Source organism: Streptomyces sp. Pv4-95, assembly GCF_045782725.1.
Taxonomy (GTDB): domain Bacteria; phylum Actinomycetota; class Actinomycetes; order Streptomycetales; family Streptomycetaceae; genus Streptomyces.
Genome location: NZ_CP127172.1, coordinates 3551664 through 3567016, shown reverse-complemented (window position 1 = coordinate 3567016; position 15353 = coordinate 3551664). Strand labels below are relative to the sequence as shown.

The following is a 15353-nucleotide window of genomic DNA, read 5'->3' as shown; positions in this document are numbered from 1 at the left end:
AGAGGGCGGCGGGGGGATGCGGTCCGCGGCGGCGTCCGCCGGGCGGGCGCCGCTGTCCGGGTGACGTGCGACGACGGCCGGCGGGGAGCCCCCACCGGCCGTCGCGTGCTGCGCCGGGCCGTACCGGCGGTGTGCCGAACTATCGGCCCCGGAGTGCTACTTCACCACCGTGATGCGATCGGCCTTCGGCGGGGCGAGGGGCTTGTCCGCCGAGGAGTGGGCCGTCAGGTAGGCGGTGAAGGCGTCGAGGTCGGAGGCGCCGACGTACTTGTTCCCGCCGTCCTTGAAGGCGGTGAAGCCGTCGCCGCCGCCGGCCAGGAACTCGTTCATGGCGACCCGGTAGGTCTTGCCGGGGTCGATGGCCTTGCCGTCCAGCTTCACCGAGTCCTTCACGACGCGGTCGGCGCCGGACTTGGTCATGTCCAGGGTGTACGTCAGGCCCTCGGAGACCTGGAGGATCTTCGGGGACGCCTCGTTCGGGCCGCTGACCTGCTGCTGGAGGCCGCTGAGCAGTTGCGCGCCGGTGAGGTCGAGGACGTTCATCATGTTGGTGAACGGCTGGACGGTGAACGCCTCGCCGTAGGTGACCACGCCGTCGCCTTCCGCCCCGGACGCCTTGAAGGCCAGGTCGGAGCGGATGCCGCCCGGGTTCATCAGGGCGAGCTGGGCGCCTCCCTTGTCGGCCGCCGCGGTGGCCTCCAGCTGGGCGTCGGAGATGACGTCGCCGAGGGGTGACTCGGGGGCCCCGGAACCGCGGCCCGCGATGTCGGCGGAGACATGGCCCACGGGGCGGCCCGCCACCGGGGCGGCGAGCTTGTTCCAGCGCGCGATCAGGGAGGTCATGTCCGCGGCCTTGGGCTGGGTGCGGTCGACGACGTGGTTGGCCGCGCCGGGCGCCTTGACGCTGGTGCGCACGATGTCCTTGGTGTGGCGGTCGTACGTCAGCGTGGTGTCGGTGTAGAGCTTGCCGTAGGACGCGGCGGAGGTGACGGTGCGCGGCGCGCCGGACGGGTCCGGGACGGTGCAGGCGTACGCCTGGTGGGTGTGGCCGGTGACCAGCGCGTCGACCTTCGGGGTCACCTTCTCGGCGATCTCGGTGATCGGGCCGGAGATGCCGTCGCCCGGTCCGGGGCTGTCGCAGCGGTAGTTGTACGAGGTGGAGGCGGGCAGGCCGCCCTCGTGGATGAGCGCGACGATCGACTTCACGCCCTTGCGGTTGAGGACCTTGGCGTACTTGTTGATCGTCTCGATCTCGTCGTGGAACTTCAGGCCCTTGATGCCGCCCGCGTTGACGATGTCCGGGGTGCCCTCCAGCGTCACACCGATGAAGCCGATCTTGACGCCCTTGTGCTTCCAGACGGTGTACGGCGCGAGCAGCGGCTTGCCGGTCTTGTCGTCGGTGACATTGGCCGTCAGGTAGGGGAAGTCGGCGCCGCGGAACTTCTTGCCGTCCTCGAAGCAGCCGTCCTTCGGGTGGCAGCCGCCCCGCTGAAGACGCGTCAGCTCCGTGCGGCCCTCGTCGAATTCGTGGTTGCCGACGGAGGTGACGTCGAGGCCCAGCTTGTTCATGGCCTCGATGGTCGGCTCGTCGTGGAACAGCCCGGAGAGCAGCGGGCTGGCCCCGACCATGTCGCCGGCCGCGGCCGTGACGGAGTAGGGGTGGCCCTTGCGGGCCGTCCGCAGGGACTGCGCGAGGTATTCCACCCCGCCGGCCTGGACGGTCTTCTTGCTGCCGTCGGGCTGGAGCTCCTCGACGGTGCCGGAAGAGCCCTGCGGGGGTTCGAGGTTGCCGTGGAAGTCGTTGAAGGAGAGGAGCTGGACGTCGACCGTGCGGCCGTGGCGCTGCCTGCCGTCGTCGGCGCCGGCCGGCAGGGCCGTCGCGGTGACCCCGACGGCGGCGGCCAGTACGGCGGCCGCGGCCGTCAATCTGCGGACGGTGCGCCGCCGTTGAGGTGTCGATGGCATGAGATCCCCTTCGTGGACCGGACGGGCGGCCGTGGTGGCTGCCCGAGCGGTCGGCAGCATATTGTCAACGCGCGTAGCGCAACAGGGGGAAAAGGGTTACGAGCTGGTTGCCGCGAGGTCGCTCCCGCTCCCGTGGGCGCTGACCCGGCGCCCCGGGCCCGTTCGCCGCCCGCGGGGCGACCGGGTCGTACGCTTCACGCATGACTGACGCTGCACACGAGACGGGCCGGACGGGCCGCAGGATTCAGGTGGCCGAGGAGCTGGCGCCGGAAGAGGCCGCGGCCGTCCTCGAACTGATCGAGCAGGCCGCGCACAGGGACGGGCAGCCCGCCGTGTCCGAGCAGGGCCGGTTGCAGTTGCGCGGCGGGCCGCGGGAGGGCGTCCGGCATGTGCTGGTGTACGTGCCCGGGGACGACGCACCGGAGCTCGTCGCGTACGGACAGCTGGAGGACACCGACCCGGTGGAGGCGCCGGCCGCCGAGCTGGTCGTGCACCCCGGGCACCGCGGCCGCGGCCACGGCCGGGCGCTGGGCAGCGAGCTGCTCGGCCAGTCCGGGCGCCGGCTGCGGGTGTGGGCGCACGGCGGGCATCCGGCCGCCCGGCACCTCGCCCAGACGCTGGGCCTGACGAAGTTCCGCGAGCTGCGGCAGATGAGGCGTTCGCTGGCGGACCTGGAGCTGCCGGAGCCGGTGCTCCCCGAGGGGGTCTCGGTGCGGACTTTCCAGCCGGGCACCGACGACGCGGCCTGGCTGGCGGCGAACGCCGAGGCGTTCGCGCACCACCCCGAGCAGGGCGGGCTGACCCAGCGCGACCTGGACGACCGCAAGGGCGAGGCGTGGTTCGACCCGAAGGGGTTCTTCCTCGCGGAGAAGGACGGCCGGCTGGTCGGCTTCCACTGGACCAAGGTGCACGCCGAGGAGGGCCTCGGCGAGGTCTACGTGGTCGGCGTCCTGCCGGGTGCGCAGGGCGGTGGCCTGGGCAAGGCGCTGACCGCGATCGGGCTGCGGCACCTGGCCGGGCAGGGCCTGCCGACGGCGATGCTCTACGTCGACGCGGACAACGTCCCCGCCCTCACCGTCTACGAACGGCTCGGCTTCCGCACGCACGAGACGGACCTGATGTACCGCTCGGAGACCTGAGCGGTACGCCGGAGGTGAGGAGGGCGGGACGGTCCTGCGCGGCCCGTCCTCCCCTCCGGCTGTCCGGCTATCGGGCCCCGCCCGCCCGGTCGGCCTCCTGGGCGTGCCACTCGCGGGCCAGGAGGCCGTAGACGACCTCGTCGCTCCACTCGCCGTCGAGGAACTCGTTCTCGCGCAGATGGCCCTCGCGGCGCATCCCGAGCCGCTCCAGGAGCCGGGCCGAGGCGCCGTTGCGGCCGTCCAACTCGGCCTGGACGCGGTGCAGCAGAAGATCCTCGAAGCCCATCCGCAGCAGTGCGTGGGAGGCTTCGGTGGCGTAACCGCGGCCGGCGAATTCCGGGTTGAAGACGTAGCCGATGCCGCCCTGGCGGTGCTCTCGGCTGGTCAGGACGAACGTGACGTCACCCACCAGGTGCCCCGTCTCGCGCACCACGACGGCGAGTTGGAGGACGTCGCCGCTGTCGCGCAGTGTCGTGCGGGCCGCCTTGGTGGTGACCGAGGCACGCGACGCGGCCTCGTCGAAGGGGCCCCAGTAGAGATAGCGGCAGACCTCCGGGCGGCGCTGGTAGGCGTAGATCGCCTCGAAGTCGTCGGCCCGCACGGGGCGCAGGTCCAGCCGCTCGGTGCGTATCGGGTAGTCGGGGCGGTACGGCAGCGGCGGCGTGGGAGGCGCGGTAGGTGTCGGCACGCGGTCAGCGTAGGCAGCCGCGGGCCCGGGTGCAGCCCGATTTTCACGTGATCACCTGTCGGCGCTTCCGGTACGCGGGGGCCCACGCCGGGGCCGCCCCTGGCGGGCCCGTGACGGCATCGGGGGCCGTCGGCGGGTCTGAGACGCGCGGTGCGGGGTAGACACCCGGAGCGGGCCGCCCGGACCCCCGCACTCCGCTTCCCTCCGGGCCCGCCGGCCGCACGCGGAGCCTCCGTGCAGCCCCGGGGAGTAGCGCCCCGCTTGCCTGGCCGCCATATCCGCGTTACCGGCGATTCAATGTCGCTTGCGAGCATCACGGAATGCAGCCCGCCGTGCCGAATGTCCCGAGCCCGGGGCGCCGTATCGATCCGCCTCCGTCCGACGCGCCTGGATGGGCCGGAGCGCGGAAGAATGGGGTCATGAACCAGCAGCCCAGCGTTCAGGCCCAGGCCCAGCCCGAGACGGCCTCCCGCAAGCCCCGGCAGGCCCCGCCGGAGGGCTCGGGCTCGGCGGCCCAGCCCTCGGTCGGCTCCATCGCCGCGCACCGGCCGCACGCCGTCGCCGCGGCGCTGCCCGAGCTGGAGCCGGACCTGGACGCGGAAATGGACGCGTACGAGGACGAGGGCGTGCCCGGCGCGGACGGCGAGGAGCTGCCCAGCGGCCGGTTCCTGGACCGGGAGCGCAGCTGGCTGGCGTTCAACGAGCGGGTGCTGGAGCTGGCGGAGGACCCGGCCACTCCTCTCCTCGAACGGGCGAACTTCCTGGCGATCTTCGCCAGCAATCTGGACGAGTTCTTCATGGTCAGGGTGGCCGGCCTCAAGCGACGGATAGCGACCGGCGTCGCCACCCGCTCCGCATCCGGTCTGCAGCCCCGTGAGGTGCTGGATCTGATCTGGACGCGCTCGCGCGAACTCATGGCCCGGCACGCCGCCTGCTACCAGCAGGACATCGCCCCCGAACTCGCCGACCGGGGCATCCACCTCATCCGCTGGCCGGAGCTGACCGAGAAGGAGCAGGCGCGCCTGTTCACCCTCTTCCGCCAGCAGATCTTCCCCGTCCTCACCCCCCTCGCGGTGGACCCCGCGCACCCGTTCCCGTACATCTCCGGGCTGTCCCTGAACCTCGCGGTCGTCGTCCGTAACCCGGTGAGCGGCCACGACCACTTCGCGCGGGTCAAGGTGCCGCCGCTGCTCGCCCGCTTCCTGGAGGCGTCCCCGCAGCGCTACGTCCCCATAGAGGACGTCATCGCCGCGCACCTCGAAGAGCTCTTCCCCGGCATGGAGGTGCGCGCGCACCACATGTTCAGGGTCACCCGCAACGAGGACCTCGAAGTCGAGGAGGACGACGCGGAGAACCTCCTCCAGGCCCTGGAGAAGGAGCTGATGCGGCGGCGGTTCGGCCCGCCGGTGCGGCTGGAGGTCGAGGAGTCCATCGACCCGGCCGTGCTGGACCTGCTCGTCCAGGAGCTGAAGGTCTCCGACTCCGAGGTCTACCCGCTGCCCGGACCGCTGGACCTCACCGGCCTGTTCGGCATAGGAGCGCTGGACCGGCCCGAGCTGAAGTACCCGAAGTTCGTCGCCGGGACCCACCGCGACCTCGCGGAGGTCGAATCGGCGTCCGCGCCCGACATCTTCGCCGCACTGCGCGCCCGGGACGTCCTCCTGCACCACCCCTACGACTCGTTCTCCACCTCCGTGCAGGCGTTCCTGGAGCAGGCCGCCGCGGACCCGGACGTGCTCGCGATCAAGCAGACGCTGTACCGCACCTCCGGCGACTCGCCGATCGTGGACGCCCTGATAGACGCCGCCGAGTCCGGCAAGCAGGTCCTGGTCCTCGTCGAACTCAAGGCACGCTTCGACGAGCAGGCCAACATCAAGTGGGCCCGCAAGCTGGAGGAGTCCGGCTGCCACGTCGTCTACGGCCTGGTCGGCCTCAAGACGCACTGCAAGCTCTCGCTGGTCGTCCGCCAGGAAGGCGAGATGCTGCGCCGCTACTCCCACGTCGGCACCGGCAACTACCACCCCAAGACCGCCCGGCTGTACGAGGACCTGGGGTTGCTGACCGCGGACCCGCAGGTCGGAGCCGACCTCTCCGACCTGTTCAACCGGCTCAGCGGCTACTCCCGCCGGGAGACCTACCGGCGGCTGCTGGTCGCCCCCAAGTCCCTGCGGGACGGCCTGATCCAGCGCATCACCGACGAGATCGCCCACCACCGGGCGGGGCAGCCCGCCTTCGTGCGCGTCAAGGTCAACTCCATGGTCGACGAGGCCGTCATCGACGCGCTCTACCGCGCCTCGCAGGCGGGCGTGCCCGTCGATGTGTGGGTGCGCGGAATCTGCGCGCTGCGCCCGGGCGTGACCGGCCTGAGCGAGAACATCCGGGTCCGCAGCGTCCTCGGCCGCTTCCTGGAGCACTCCCGGGTCTTCGCCTTCGGCAACGCCGGCGAGACCGAGGTCTGGCTGGGCAGCGCCGACATGATGCACCGCAATCTGGACCGGCGGATCGAGGCGCTGGTGCGGGTGGCCGACCCGGCCCACCGCACCTCCCTCACCAGGCTCCTGGAGACCGGGATGTCGGACGCGACGTCCTCCTGGCACCTGGGACCGGACGGCAATTGGACCCGGCACGCGGTGGACGCGGACGGCGCGCCGCTGCGGAACGTACAGGAAATGCTCATTGACGCGCGGAGGCGCCGGCGTGGCCCAGCGACATGACCAGCCGGCCGGGGGGCCGGCCGGTCCCACCGGTATCGGATACGAGCCCGCCGGGGCTCCGGGAGCCCGCGCCGCGGTGGTGGACGGGCCACCCGGCGGCCCGTACGACCCGCACGGCCTCCTCGACGGGCAGAACCCGGCGGACGGGCCGCTCGGCGGCCGCACCGCGGGGGAGGTGCTCGCCGCATACCTGCACCGGCAGTCCGGGGACTTCCTGCGCAGCCTGCGGCTGCACCGCGAGAGCGGCTCGGATGCGGAGGGCACCGGCGAGGCCACCTGGCAGCTGCGCCGCGCCGCCCGCCGCATCAGCGCCACCCTGCACACCTTCCGCCCGCTGACCGAGGAGAGCTGGGCCGATCAACTCCGCTCCGAACTCGGCTGGTTGTCCGGCACCCTCGCGCGGGAGGAAGCCTGCACCGCCCGCCGCGAGCGGCTGATGACGGCCCTGGCACGGCTGACCGGGCGTGCCGAGCGGGCCGACCGCCCGGCACGCGGGGCGGCGACGGGCCGCGGCGACCGCACCGCCGTCGCGAAGGCCGCGGAGCCGGACCCGGAGGGCGCCCTGGCGGCCGGTGCGGCCCGCGCCGGTGCCCTTCTGGACCGCCAGCTCACCCTCGCCCGCACCCGCGCGCACTCCACCGCCCTCCAGGCGCTCGGCTCCTCCCGCTTCCACGCCCTCGCCGACTCCGTCGCGGTACTCGCCTCCGAGGCGCCGCTGGCCCGTACGGCCGCGGACGGCCCGGCCGCCGAAGTGCTGCCGCCGCTCGCCGAGCATGCCCACCGGCGGCTGGCCGAGGCGGTCGCGGCGCTGCCGCTGTCCCGCGCAGGCCACCCGTACAACGCCGACGCCCTGGCCGCCGACCACCGCCAGGACGCGCCCTGGCACCAGGCGCGGATGCTGGTGCGGCTGAGCCGCTACGCCCAGGAAGTGCTGGTACCGGAGCAGGGCGATCCGCGGCTGGTGGAGGCGAGCCGCGCGCTGGAACGGCACCGGGACGCCGCGGAGGCCGCCGCCGCTGCCGCCGCGGCGGCCCGCACTCCCCGGATCGCGCCCGCCACGGCGTACGCGCTCGGTGTGCTGCACGCCGACCAGCGGCACGAGGTGGAGGCGGCCCGCTTCGCCTTCGGCCGGGTATGGCTGCCGGGCCCGGCGGGCGAGCCGGGACGGGGACGCGGCCAGGGCTAGCGGCCCTCCGAGGGCCGACCCGGCAGGCTGAGCCCGCGCGGCAGCGCGGGGGACGGCGGAGCGGAAGGGATGAGGACGTGACGGTGACTCAGGATCAGGATCCGGTGTACGCGGCGGGTTGCGTGCTCTGGCGCCGCGCCGCGTCCGAGGACGGACTGGAGATCGGGCTGGTGCACCGTCCCAAGTACGACGACTGGTCCCACCCCAAGGGCAAGCTCAAGCGCGGCGAGGGCGCGCTGGCCGGAGCGGTGCGGGAGGTCGCGGAGGAGACCGGCATGGACTGCCGGCCCGGCGCCCCGCTGCCCACCGCGCACTACCTCGCCAACGGCCGCCGCAAGCAGGTGCGTTACTGGGCGGCGGAGGCATGCGCGGGCAGATTCCGTCCCAACCGCGAGGTCGACCGCCTGGTGTGGCTCTCGCCGGCCGAGGCCCGGTCCCGGCTCACGCACGAGCGGGACCGGCCGCTGGTCGACGCGCTGCTCGCCGCCCTGCACCTGGCGTGAGGCCGGGCCGCGCGGGCCGGCCGGTGGGTCAGCGCCTGCGCAGGGACGCCTCGGTGAGGGCCGGCGGCAGGTAGTAGCTGTCGGCCCGGTTGAGATCGGTGCCCGGTGGCACGATCGCGTCGATCCGGTCCAGTACGTCCCCGCTCAGCGTGACCTCGGCGCCCTCCAGCAGACCGGTGAGCTGGTCGAGGGTGCGCGGGCCGATGATCACCGAGGTGACCGCGGGGTGGGCCCGGACGAACGCCGTCGCCAGGTGCGGCAGCGACAGTCCGGCTTCGGCGGCGACCTTCGCCAGGGCGTTGACCGCCTCCGCCTTCCGCGCGTTCTCCGGGACCGACAGATCGAACTTCTGGGTCTCCAGACCGGCCCGCGAGCTGGCCGACAGATCCCGCCCGGACAGCCAGCCGGCGCTGAGCGGACCCCAGGTCAGCACGCCCATGCCGTAGCGCTGCGCGGTCGGCAGCACTGCGGCCTCGGCGCCGCGCGCCAGCATCGAGTACGGCGGCTGCTCGGTGCGGAACCGGACATGACCGCGGCGCTCGGCCGTCCACCGGGCCTCGACGATCTGCTCGGCCGGGAAGGTCGAGCAGCCGACGGCCCGCACCTTGCCGGACCGTACGAGGTCGGAGAGCGCGTCCAGCGTCTCGTCGATGTCCGTCGCAGGGTCGGGGCGGTGCACCTGGTAGAGGTCGATGTGGTCGGTGCCCAGCCGGCGCAGGCTGTCCTCCACCGCCCGGGTGATCCACCGCCGGGAGTTGCCGCCGTGGTTGGCGTCCGGCCCCATCGAGTTGAAGAACTTGGTGGCCAGCACGACGTCGTCGCGCCGCCCCTTGAGCGCCTTGCCGACGATCTCCTCGGACTCACCCGCGGCGTACACGTCCGCGGTGTCGACGAAGTTGATGCCGGCGTCCAGCGCGCGGTGCACGATCCGTACGCAGTCGTCGTGGTCGGTGTTGCCCCAGGCGCCGAGCATCATCGTGCCCAGCGCGTACTCGCTGACCGAGATGCCGGTGCCGCCGAGGATCCTGCGCTTCATGAGCTGCTCCTTCTGCCGGGTGGGCCGAGTGGGTTCGAGTGCGCCGGATGCGCCGAGCGGTCCGCCGCCGCGGCGGGGCCGGTGCCGGTGCCCGCGCGGCCGGCCCCTGGTCGTGGGACGGGACCCGCGTGTGCACCACCTTGCGGCCCGCCGCGGCGGCGGACCAGGCCCGTCCCTGCCTGGGTCCGGCGGAACCACCCGACCGGCGGTGCGCCGCATACTGGACGGATGCTGCATGCGGAAGTCGAGATCAGCTCATTCCTCAAGGCGCGCCGCGCGGCGCTGGACCCGGCCGAGATCGGTCTGCCGGGCGGAATCAGCCGGCGGCGGGTGCGGGGGCTGCGGCGCGAGGAGGTCGCCCAGCTCGCCGGCATCAGCGTCGACTACTACACCCGGATCGAGCAGGGCCGGGCGCACGCCATCTCGGACTCGGTCCTGGACGCGATCGCGCGAGCGCTGCGGCTGACCGGCGGCGAGGTGACCTACCTGCGCAATGTGGCCGATCCGCGGCGCCGCACCGCCGACTGCGCCCCCGCCGGCCCAGGGCAGACCGTCCGCCCGGAGATCCAGCAGCTGCTGGACACGATGGAATCCACCGTCCCCGCCATGATCATCGGGCGCGGGATGGACATCCTGGCCTGGAACGCCCTCGGCGGCCGGATCGCGTTCGACCTCGAAGCGCTCGACCGCGGCCGCCGGAATTCGGCGCTGCTGGTCTTCCTCGACCCGGCGGCGCGCGCTCTGCACCCGGAGTGGGAGCGGATCGCCGAGGAGGTCGTCGGCAATCTGCGGGCCGAGAGCGGTCGCCATCCTGACGATCCGCGGCTCTGCGAGGTGGTCGGCGAGCTGCTCGACGGCAGTGCGGAATTCCGGCGGGCCTGGGAGGCGCAGGCCGTGCACGAGTGTCTGCGCGGCACCAAGCTCATCGTGCACCCCCAGGTGGGCGAGCTGCAGGTGAGCTTCGAGAGCTTCCGCCTGAGCACCGACCCCGACCAGGCCCTGGTGACCTACAGCGCGCCGCGCGGCTCGGTGACGGCGGCGCGGCTGCGCCACCTGGCCGAGCTGGTGACCGCCGACCGCCTCGCTGCCGAACGAGCCACCGCCGACCGCCCCGCTCCCGACCGCCCCGCCGCACCGCTGCCCGGCTCGGTGGCCAGGGCCGGAGCCGGGGCGGCGTAGGCGGCGTACGCCTCGGTGCCGCCGGGCGGAAGGACGGGCGGGCGTCCGCTGGCAGTGGCCGTCAGGCAGTGGCGGAGCGTCGGGCAGCGGCGGCCACCCGTTTCACCTCCGCGGGGCCAGCGCCTCCCACCGCACCGTGACCTCGCCCTGACGGCGGCGCCGCGGGTCGCCGGCGAGCGGCCAGTCCGCCGCCAGGCTGCGCACCGCGGCCAGCCACCGCTGGCGCGCGCCCAGGGCGCCCAGCGGGGCGGCCGCCGCCCAGGCCCGGTCGAAGTCGCGCAGGAAAGCGTGCACGGGCTCGCCCGGCACATTGCGGTGAATCAGCGCCTTCGGAAGGCGTTCTGCCAGGTCGGACGGTGTCTGCAGGGAGCCGAGCCGGGTCGCGAAGGTGACCGCTCGGGGCCCTTCGGGGCCCAGCGCCACCCAGACGTGCCGCCGCCCGATCTCGTCACAGGTGCCCTCGACCAGCAGTCCGCCCGGAGCCAGCCGCGCGCACAGCCGCTGCCATACGGCGGCCACCGCCTCCTCGTCGTACTGCCGCAGTACGTTCGCGGCGCGGATCAGGACCGGCGCCCGGCCGGGCCCGCCGGGCAGCGGCACCTCGAACCCGCCGTGCACGAACTCCAGCCCCGGCCGCTGATAGTCCCGGGCGGCCGCCACCCGGGCCGGTTCGATCTCGACGCCGACGACCCGGGCGTCCGGGCACACCGTGCGCAGCCGGCCGAGCAGCTCCACCGCGGTCCAGGGGGCGGCGCCGTACCCGAGGTCGACCGCGACCGGGTCGCCGGCGCGCCGCAGCTCGGCGCCGTGCTCCGCGGCGATCCAGCGGTCCATGCGGCGCAGGCGGTTGGGGTTGGTGGTGCCGCGGGTCACCGTTCCGACGGGACGGGAGGGGGAGGGTGGGGACGCCGGGGCGGCGGGGACGGAAGTGCGGCGGGCCATGCCGTCGAGCCTACGGGGGCGGGGCGCCGGGACCGGACGGCCGGCGTCGGTCACGCTTTGGCAAAGTATGAAGAGTGCGCGCCGGACGGAAATGCGGGGCTGCCTTCCCTTGTTGACGGGGGTCGGAGGCGCGCAGCCCGCCCCGGCTAGGAGGTAGCTCGCAGTGAGCCCATACGTATCCCGGCTCCGCAGCCGTCCCCACGGCCAGTTCCCGGGCCAGTCGCGCCTGCGGCTGCCCGGCGGCGCGCGGCGGCCGCGGCGCGTCGCGATGCTCAGCGTGCACACCTCCCCGCTGCACCAGCCCGGCACCGGCGACGCCGGCGGCATGAATGTCTACATCGTCGAGCTGGCCAAGAAGCTCGCCTCGATCAACATCGAGGTGGAGATCTTCACCCGCGCCACCACCGGCACCCTCCCGCCCACCGTCGAGCTGGCCCCCGGCGTCCTCGTCCGGCATGTCGACGCAGGACCGTACGAAGGTCTGGCGAAGGAAGAGCTCCCGGCCCAGCTGTGCGCGTTCACGCACGGCGTGATGCAGGCATGGGCGGGCCACCGCCCCGGCTACTACGACCTCGTGCACTCCCACTACTGGCTGTCCGGCCACGTCGGCTGGCTCGCCTCGGAACGCTGGGGCGTCCCCTTGGTGCACGCCATGCACACCATGGCCAAGGTCAAGAACGCCTCCCTCGCCGTCGGTGACAACCCGGAGCCCGCGGCCCGCGTCATCGGCGAGACCCAGGTGGTGCGGGCCGCCGACCGCCTCATCGCGAACACCGCCGAGGAGGCCGACGAACTCGTACGGCACTACGAAGCCGACCCGCAGAAGGTCGCCGTGGTCCATCCGGGCGTCAACCTCGACCGCTTCCGGCCCCTCGGCGGCGATGTCGCGCGGAGCCGGGCCGCGGCGCGCGACCGTCTCGGCCTGCCGCAGGACGCGGTCATCCCGCTGTTCGCCGGCCGCATCCAGCCGCTCAAGGCCCCCGACATCCTGCTGCGCGCCGCCGCCGCACTGCTGGACGAGGACCCTTCGCTGCGGTCCCGGCTGGTGGTGCCGGTGGTCGGCGGACCGAGCGGCAGCGGCCTGGCCAAGCCCGAGGGCCTGCAGAAGCTGGCCGCCCGGCTCGGCATAGCCGACCTGGTGCAGTTCCGTCCGCCGGTCGGCCAGGAGCAGCTCGCCGACTGGTACCGCGCCGCGTCCGTGCTGGTCATGCCCTCGTACAGCGAGTCGTTCGGACTGGTCGCCATAGAGGCCCAGGCGTGCGGCACCCCGGTGATCGCGGCCGCTGTCGGAGGTCTTCCGGTGGCCGTCCGCGACGGCGTCAGCGGCTTCCTCGTCCCCGGACACATCCCCGCCGACTACGCCCGTGCGATCGGCCGTTTCGTCGCCGACCCGGCGCTGTCGACCCGCATGGGCGCCGAGGCTGCCCGGCACGCCCAGTCCTTCGGCTGGGACACCGCCGCCGCCGCGACCGGCGAGGCGTACACCGCCGCCCTGCAGGAACACCGCCGTCACCTACGATCCCCCCATGGGTGACGTGGCTGATGTTTCTGACGGGTCCGGTGCGGCCGGTGTTTCCGACGGTCCCGGTGCGCCCGGCGCGTCCGGAGCGCATCCGACGGGCGAGGTGGCTACCGCGCGCAAGGTGATCGAGCGGACCCTCGACGACGCCGACCTGGAGTGGGAGTCCCCCTCGGAGGGCACGTTCGTCGTCAAGCTGCCGGGCACCCGCAAGCTGTCGACGACCTGTTCGCTGATCGTCGGCAAGCACTCGCTGTCCGTCAACGCCTTCGTCGTGCGGCATCCGGACGAGAACCACGAGGCCGTGCACCGCTGGCTGCTCGAACGCAACACCCGCCTGTACGGCGTGAGTTACGCCATCGACAAGCTCGGCGACATCTACCTCGTCGGCAAGCTGCCGCTCGCGGCCGTCACCGCCGACGAACTCGACCGCATCCTCGGCTCGGTCCTGGAGAACGCCGACGGCAGCTTCAACACCCTGCTGGAGATGGGCTTCGCGACAGCCATCCGCAAGGAGTACGCCTGGCGGGTGGCGCGCGGCGAGTCCACCCGCAACCTCGACGCGTTCACGAACCTGACCGGTCGCTCGTCCCAGTAGCCGACGCCGAGGGCTGACCCCGGTCCGCGCACGACCTCTTCCCCCGCCCCCGGTGCCGTGGCATCCTCACGCCGTCTCTATATGAACGTTGTTCATATACATGGAAGGCGGGGCTCATGGGGATCAGCAGACGAGGGCTGCTCGGGAGCGCGATCGGCGTCGCGGCCGCGGCCGCCCTCCCGACCGGCACGGCCACCGCGAACAGCTCTCGGACAGCGGCCACGCCCGGGGCGGCGGACGGCCCCCGAGGAAGTCAACACTCGTCGCTCTGGCGCGAGTTCACGGCGCGGCCCTGCACCCACCCCCAGATCCCCTACGTCGGCCTGGCCGGCTACCGCGGGGGCGCCGACCTCCCCCGGCGGCCCGTCGTCGCCGATGTCGTCAAGGACTACGGCGCAGCCCCGGACGGCTCCGCCGACGCCGCCCCCGCGATCAACCGCGCCCTCCACGACGCCGGCCTCCGCGGCGGCGGCACCGTCCTCGTCCCCGCCGGCACGTACCGCATCGACGACATCATCCGCATCGGCCACGACAACGTCGTCCTGCGCGGCGCCGGCAGCGGCCGCACCACGCTGTACGCCACCCGCAGTCTCACCGAGATCATCGGCCCCTACGGCAGCCGCTACGGCGGCGACAAGTCCAGCTGGTCCTGGGCGGGCGGCCTCATCTGGCTCTGTCCGTCCGCCCGTTGGCAGACCCTGACCGCCGCGATCGGCTCCGCCGACTGGCCCTTCGAGGGCTGGACGGGCAACCGCCGCGACGAGTGGCGCACCCTCACCGCGCTCACCGGCCCCACCGCCCGCCAGGGCGACCGCACCGTCACCGTGCAGGACACCGGCACGCTCCGTTCCGGCGATCGTGTGCTGCTCCAACTCGCCGACGACGCCGGTCACACCCTCCTCCGGCACATGAGCGGCGACGCCCCCGGCGCGGCGTCGTACAGCTGGTCCGACAAGACCAAGCTCACCTCCTACGTCCCCTACGAATGGCCCTGCCGCGTCACCGCCGTCGACCCGCGCAGCCGACGCGTCACCCTCGACCGTCCCCTGCCGCTCGACACCCGCGCCGCCTGGCGCCCGCAACTCACCACCCTGGTAACCACGTTGACCGGCGCCGGCGTCGAGTCCCTCACCCTGGAGATGACCGAGACGCCGCAGTCCCCGCACCTCCTCGACAAGGGCTACAACGGCGTCGCCCTGCAGTGCGCCTGGGACTGCTGGGTGGACGATGTGCACGTACGGCACGCCGACAACGGGTTCCTGCTCGTCGCCGCCAAGGCATGCACGCTGCGCGCCACCCGCGTCTCCGGGCGTGGCAGCCACCATCCGTACTGCTGCCGCGAGGGCTCGCACGACAACCTCGTGGAGGACTTCGCCCTCGACCGGCGCACCGTCCCGGCCCCGGCGGGCACCCAGCTCCACGGCATCAACGTCGAGGGGCTCTCCAGCTACAACGTCTGGTCCCGGGGGCGGATGGCCATGGGCACCTTCGACACCCATCGCGGCCTGCCGTTCGCCAACGTCCGCACCGACATCACGGTGACCAACGACGGCTCCCACGGCGGCGACGCGAGCGCGGGCCCGCTGTACGGCGCCCGCTTCACGCACTGGAACATCACCGTCACCAACCAGCGTGCGGGCTGCATCAAGCTCGATGAGATCGCCCCGTACAGCGCGACCGTCGGCATCAGCGAGGTCTCCGAGTTCGGACAGGTGGACCGGCCGGACTTCACCGGCGCCCTGCACACCCGCGCCGAGTCCTACGGCCACCCGGGGGCCGTCACGCCCCCCAACCTCTACGAGGCCCAACGCGCCCTGCGCCGATGACGGCCCGCTGCTGATGGCGCCGATGAAGACGACGGAGGCGGGGGCGAACCGGGCCCAC

Annotated in this window: 12 protein-coding genes; 8 read left to right on the top strand and 4 right to left on the bottom strand. The window is 73.3% G+C overall.

The window, feature by feature from the left end; translation table 11 throughout:
* Positions 1–156 precede the first annotated feature (156 nt).
* A complete protein-coding gene (locus QOM21_RS15610) occupies positions 157–1965 on the bottom strand; it encodes a bifunctional metallophosphatase/5'-nucleotidase (RefSeq protein ID WP_407550631.1) in 1809 nt (602 codons plus the stop codon).
* A gap of 200 nt (positions 1966–2165) precedes the next feature.
* Here QOM21_RS15610 and mshD point away from each other — a divergent pair, with 200 nt between their 5' ends.
* The gene (mshD, locus tag QOM21_RS15605) at positions 2166–3104 is read left to right on the top strand and encodes a mycothiol synthase (protein ID WP_407550629.1); all 939 of its coding nucleotides are present in this window, start codon (positions 2166–2168) and stop codon (positions 3102–3104) included.
* Positions 3105–3171: 67 nt separating this feature from the next.
* Here mshD and QOM21_RS15600 read toward each other — a convergent pair whose 3' ends face one another.
* The gene (locus QOM21_RS15600; RefSeq protein WP_407550627.1) at positions 3172–3792 is read right to left on the bottom strand and encodes a GNAT family N-acetyltransferase; all 621 of its coding nucleotides are present in this window, start codon (positions 3790–3792) and stop codon (positions 3172–3174) included.
* Positions 3793–4211: 419 nt separating this feature from the next.
* Between QOM21_RS15600 and QOM21_RS15595 the strand changes: the two genes are divergently transcribed.
* The 3 genes from QOM21_RS15595 (at position 4212) to QOM21_RS15585 (ending at position 8195) form a co-directional block, all read left to right on the top strand.
* Positions 4212–6506: an RNA degradosome polyphosphate kinase gene (locus QOM21_RS15595; protein WP_407550625.1), complete on the top strand. Its 2295-nt coding sequence runs from the start codon at positions 4212–4214 to the stop codon at positions 6504–6506.
* A complete protein-coding gene (locus QOM21_RS15590; protein ID WP_407550624.1) occupies positions 6469–7692 on the top strand; it encodes a CHAD domain-containing protein in 1224 nt (407 codons plus the stop codon). The genes QOM21_RS15595 and QOM21_RS15590 overlap by 38 nt, the downstream gene beginning before the upstream one ends.
* 83 nt (positions 7693–7775) lie before the next feature.
* Positions 7776–8195 carry an NUDIX hydrolase gene (locus tag QOM21_RS15585; RefSeq protein ID WP_407555689.1) on the top strand — a complete coding sequence of 140 codons (420 nt, stop codon included), beginning with the start codon at positions 7776–7778 and terminating at the stop codon, positions 8193–8195.
* Between the two features lie 28 nt (positions 8196–8223).
* Here QOM21_RS15585 and QOM21_RS15580 read toward each other — a convergent pair whose 3' ends face one another.
* On the bottom strand, positions 8224–9231 hold the full coding sequence (locus QOM21_RS15580; protein WP_407550622.1) for an aldo/keto reductase: 1008 nt from the start codon (positions 9229–9231) through the stop codon (positions 8224–8226).
* A gap of 228 nt (positions 9232–9459) precedes the next feature.
* Between QOM21_RS15580 and QOM21_RS15575 the strand changes: the two genes are divergently transcribed.
* Positions 9460–10410, top strand: a complete 951-nt coding sequence (locus QOM21_RS15575) for a helix-turn-helix domain-containing protein (RefSeq protein WP_407550620.1) — start codon at positions 9460–9462, stop codon at positions 10408–10410.
* A gap of 102 nt (positions 10411–10512) precedes the next feature.
* On the opposite strand, the gene QOM21_RS15570 is transcribed toward QOM21_RS15575, so the two are convergent.
* Positions 10513–11352, bottom strand: coding sequence for a class I SAM-dependent methyltransferase (locus tag QOM21_RS15570; protein ID WP_407550618.1), 840 nt, complete (start codon positions 11350–11352; stop codon positions 10513–10515).
* A 163-nt stretch (positions 11353–11515) separates the two neighbouring features.
* Between QOM21_RS15570 and mshA the strand changes: the two genes are divergently transcribed.
* The 3 genes from mshA (at position 11516) to QOM21_RS15555 (ending at position 15295) form a co-directional block, all read left to right on the top strand.
* The gene (mshA, locus tag QOM21_RS15565) at positions 11516–12886 is read left to right on the top strand and encodes a D-inositol-3-phosphate glycosyltransferase (protein WP_393894831.1); all 1371 of its coding nucleotides are present in this window, start codon (positions 11516–11518) and stop codon (positions 12884–12886) included.
* Complete coding sequence (locus QOM21_RS15560) at positions 12879–13469, top strand: YbjN domain-containing protein (protein ID WP_407550616.1); 591 nt, start codon at positions 12879–12881, stop codon at positions 13467–13469. Before mshA ends, QOM21_RS15560 begins: the two co-directional genes overlap by 8 nt.
* Positions 13470–13585: 116 nt before the next feature.
* Complete coding sequence (locus QOM21_RS15555) at positions 13586–15295, top strand: glycosyl hydrolase family 28-related protein (protein ID WP_407550615.1); 1710 nt, start codon at positions 13586–13588, stop codon at positions 15293–15295.
* Positions 15296–15353: the final 58 nt, after the last annotated feature.

Excerpts from the sequence above, each read along its gene's own strand:
- QOM21_RS15610 (WP_407550631.1), bottom strand. The coding sequence starts at position 1,965 with ATGCCATCGACACCTCAACGGCGGCGCACCGTCCGCAGATTGACGGCC.
- mshD (WP_407550629.1), top strand. The coding sequence starts at position 2,166 with ATGACTGACGCTGCACACGAGACGGGCCGGACGGGCCGCAGGATTCAG.
- QOM21_RS15595 (WP_407550625.1), top strand. The coding sequence starts at position 4,212 with ATGAACCAGCAGCCCAGCGTTCAGGCCCAGGCCCAGCCCGAGACGGCC.
- QOM21_RS15580 (WP_407550622.1), bottom strand. The coding sequence starts at position 9,231 with ATGAAGCGCAGGATCCTCGGCGGCACCGGCATCTCGGTCAGCGAGTAC.
- QOM21_RS15575 (WP_407550620.1), top strand. The coding sequence starts at position 9,460 with ATGCTGCATGCGGAAGTCGAGATCAGCTCATTCCTCAAGGCGCGCCGC.
- QOM21_RS15570 (WP_407550618.1), bottom strand. The coding sequence starts at position 11,352 with ATGGCCCGCCGCACTTCCGTCCCCGCCGCCCCGGCGTCCCCACCCTCC.
- QOM21_RS15560 (WP_407550616.1), top strand. The coding sequence starts at position 12,879 with ATGGGTGACGTGGCTGATGTTTCTGACGGGTCCGGTGCGGCCGGTGTT.
- QOM21_RS15555 (WP_407550615.1), top strand. The coding sequence starts at position 13,586 with ATGGGGATCAGCAGACGAGGGCTGCTCGGGAGCGCGATCGGCGTCGCG.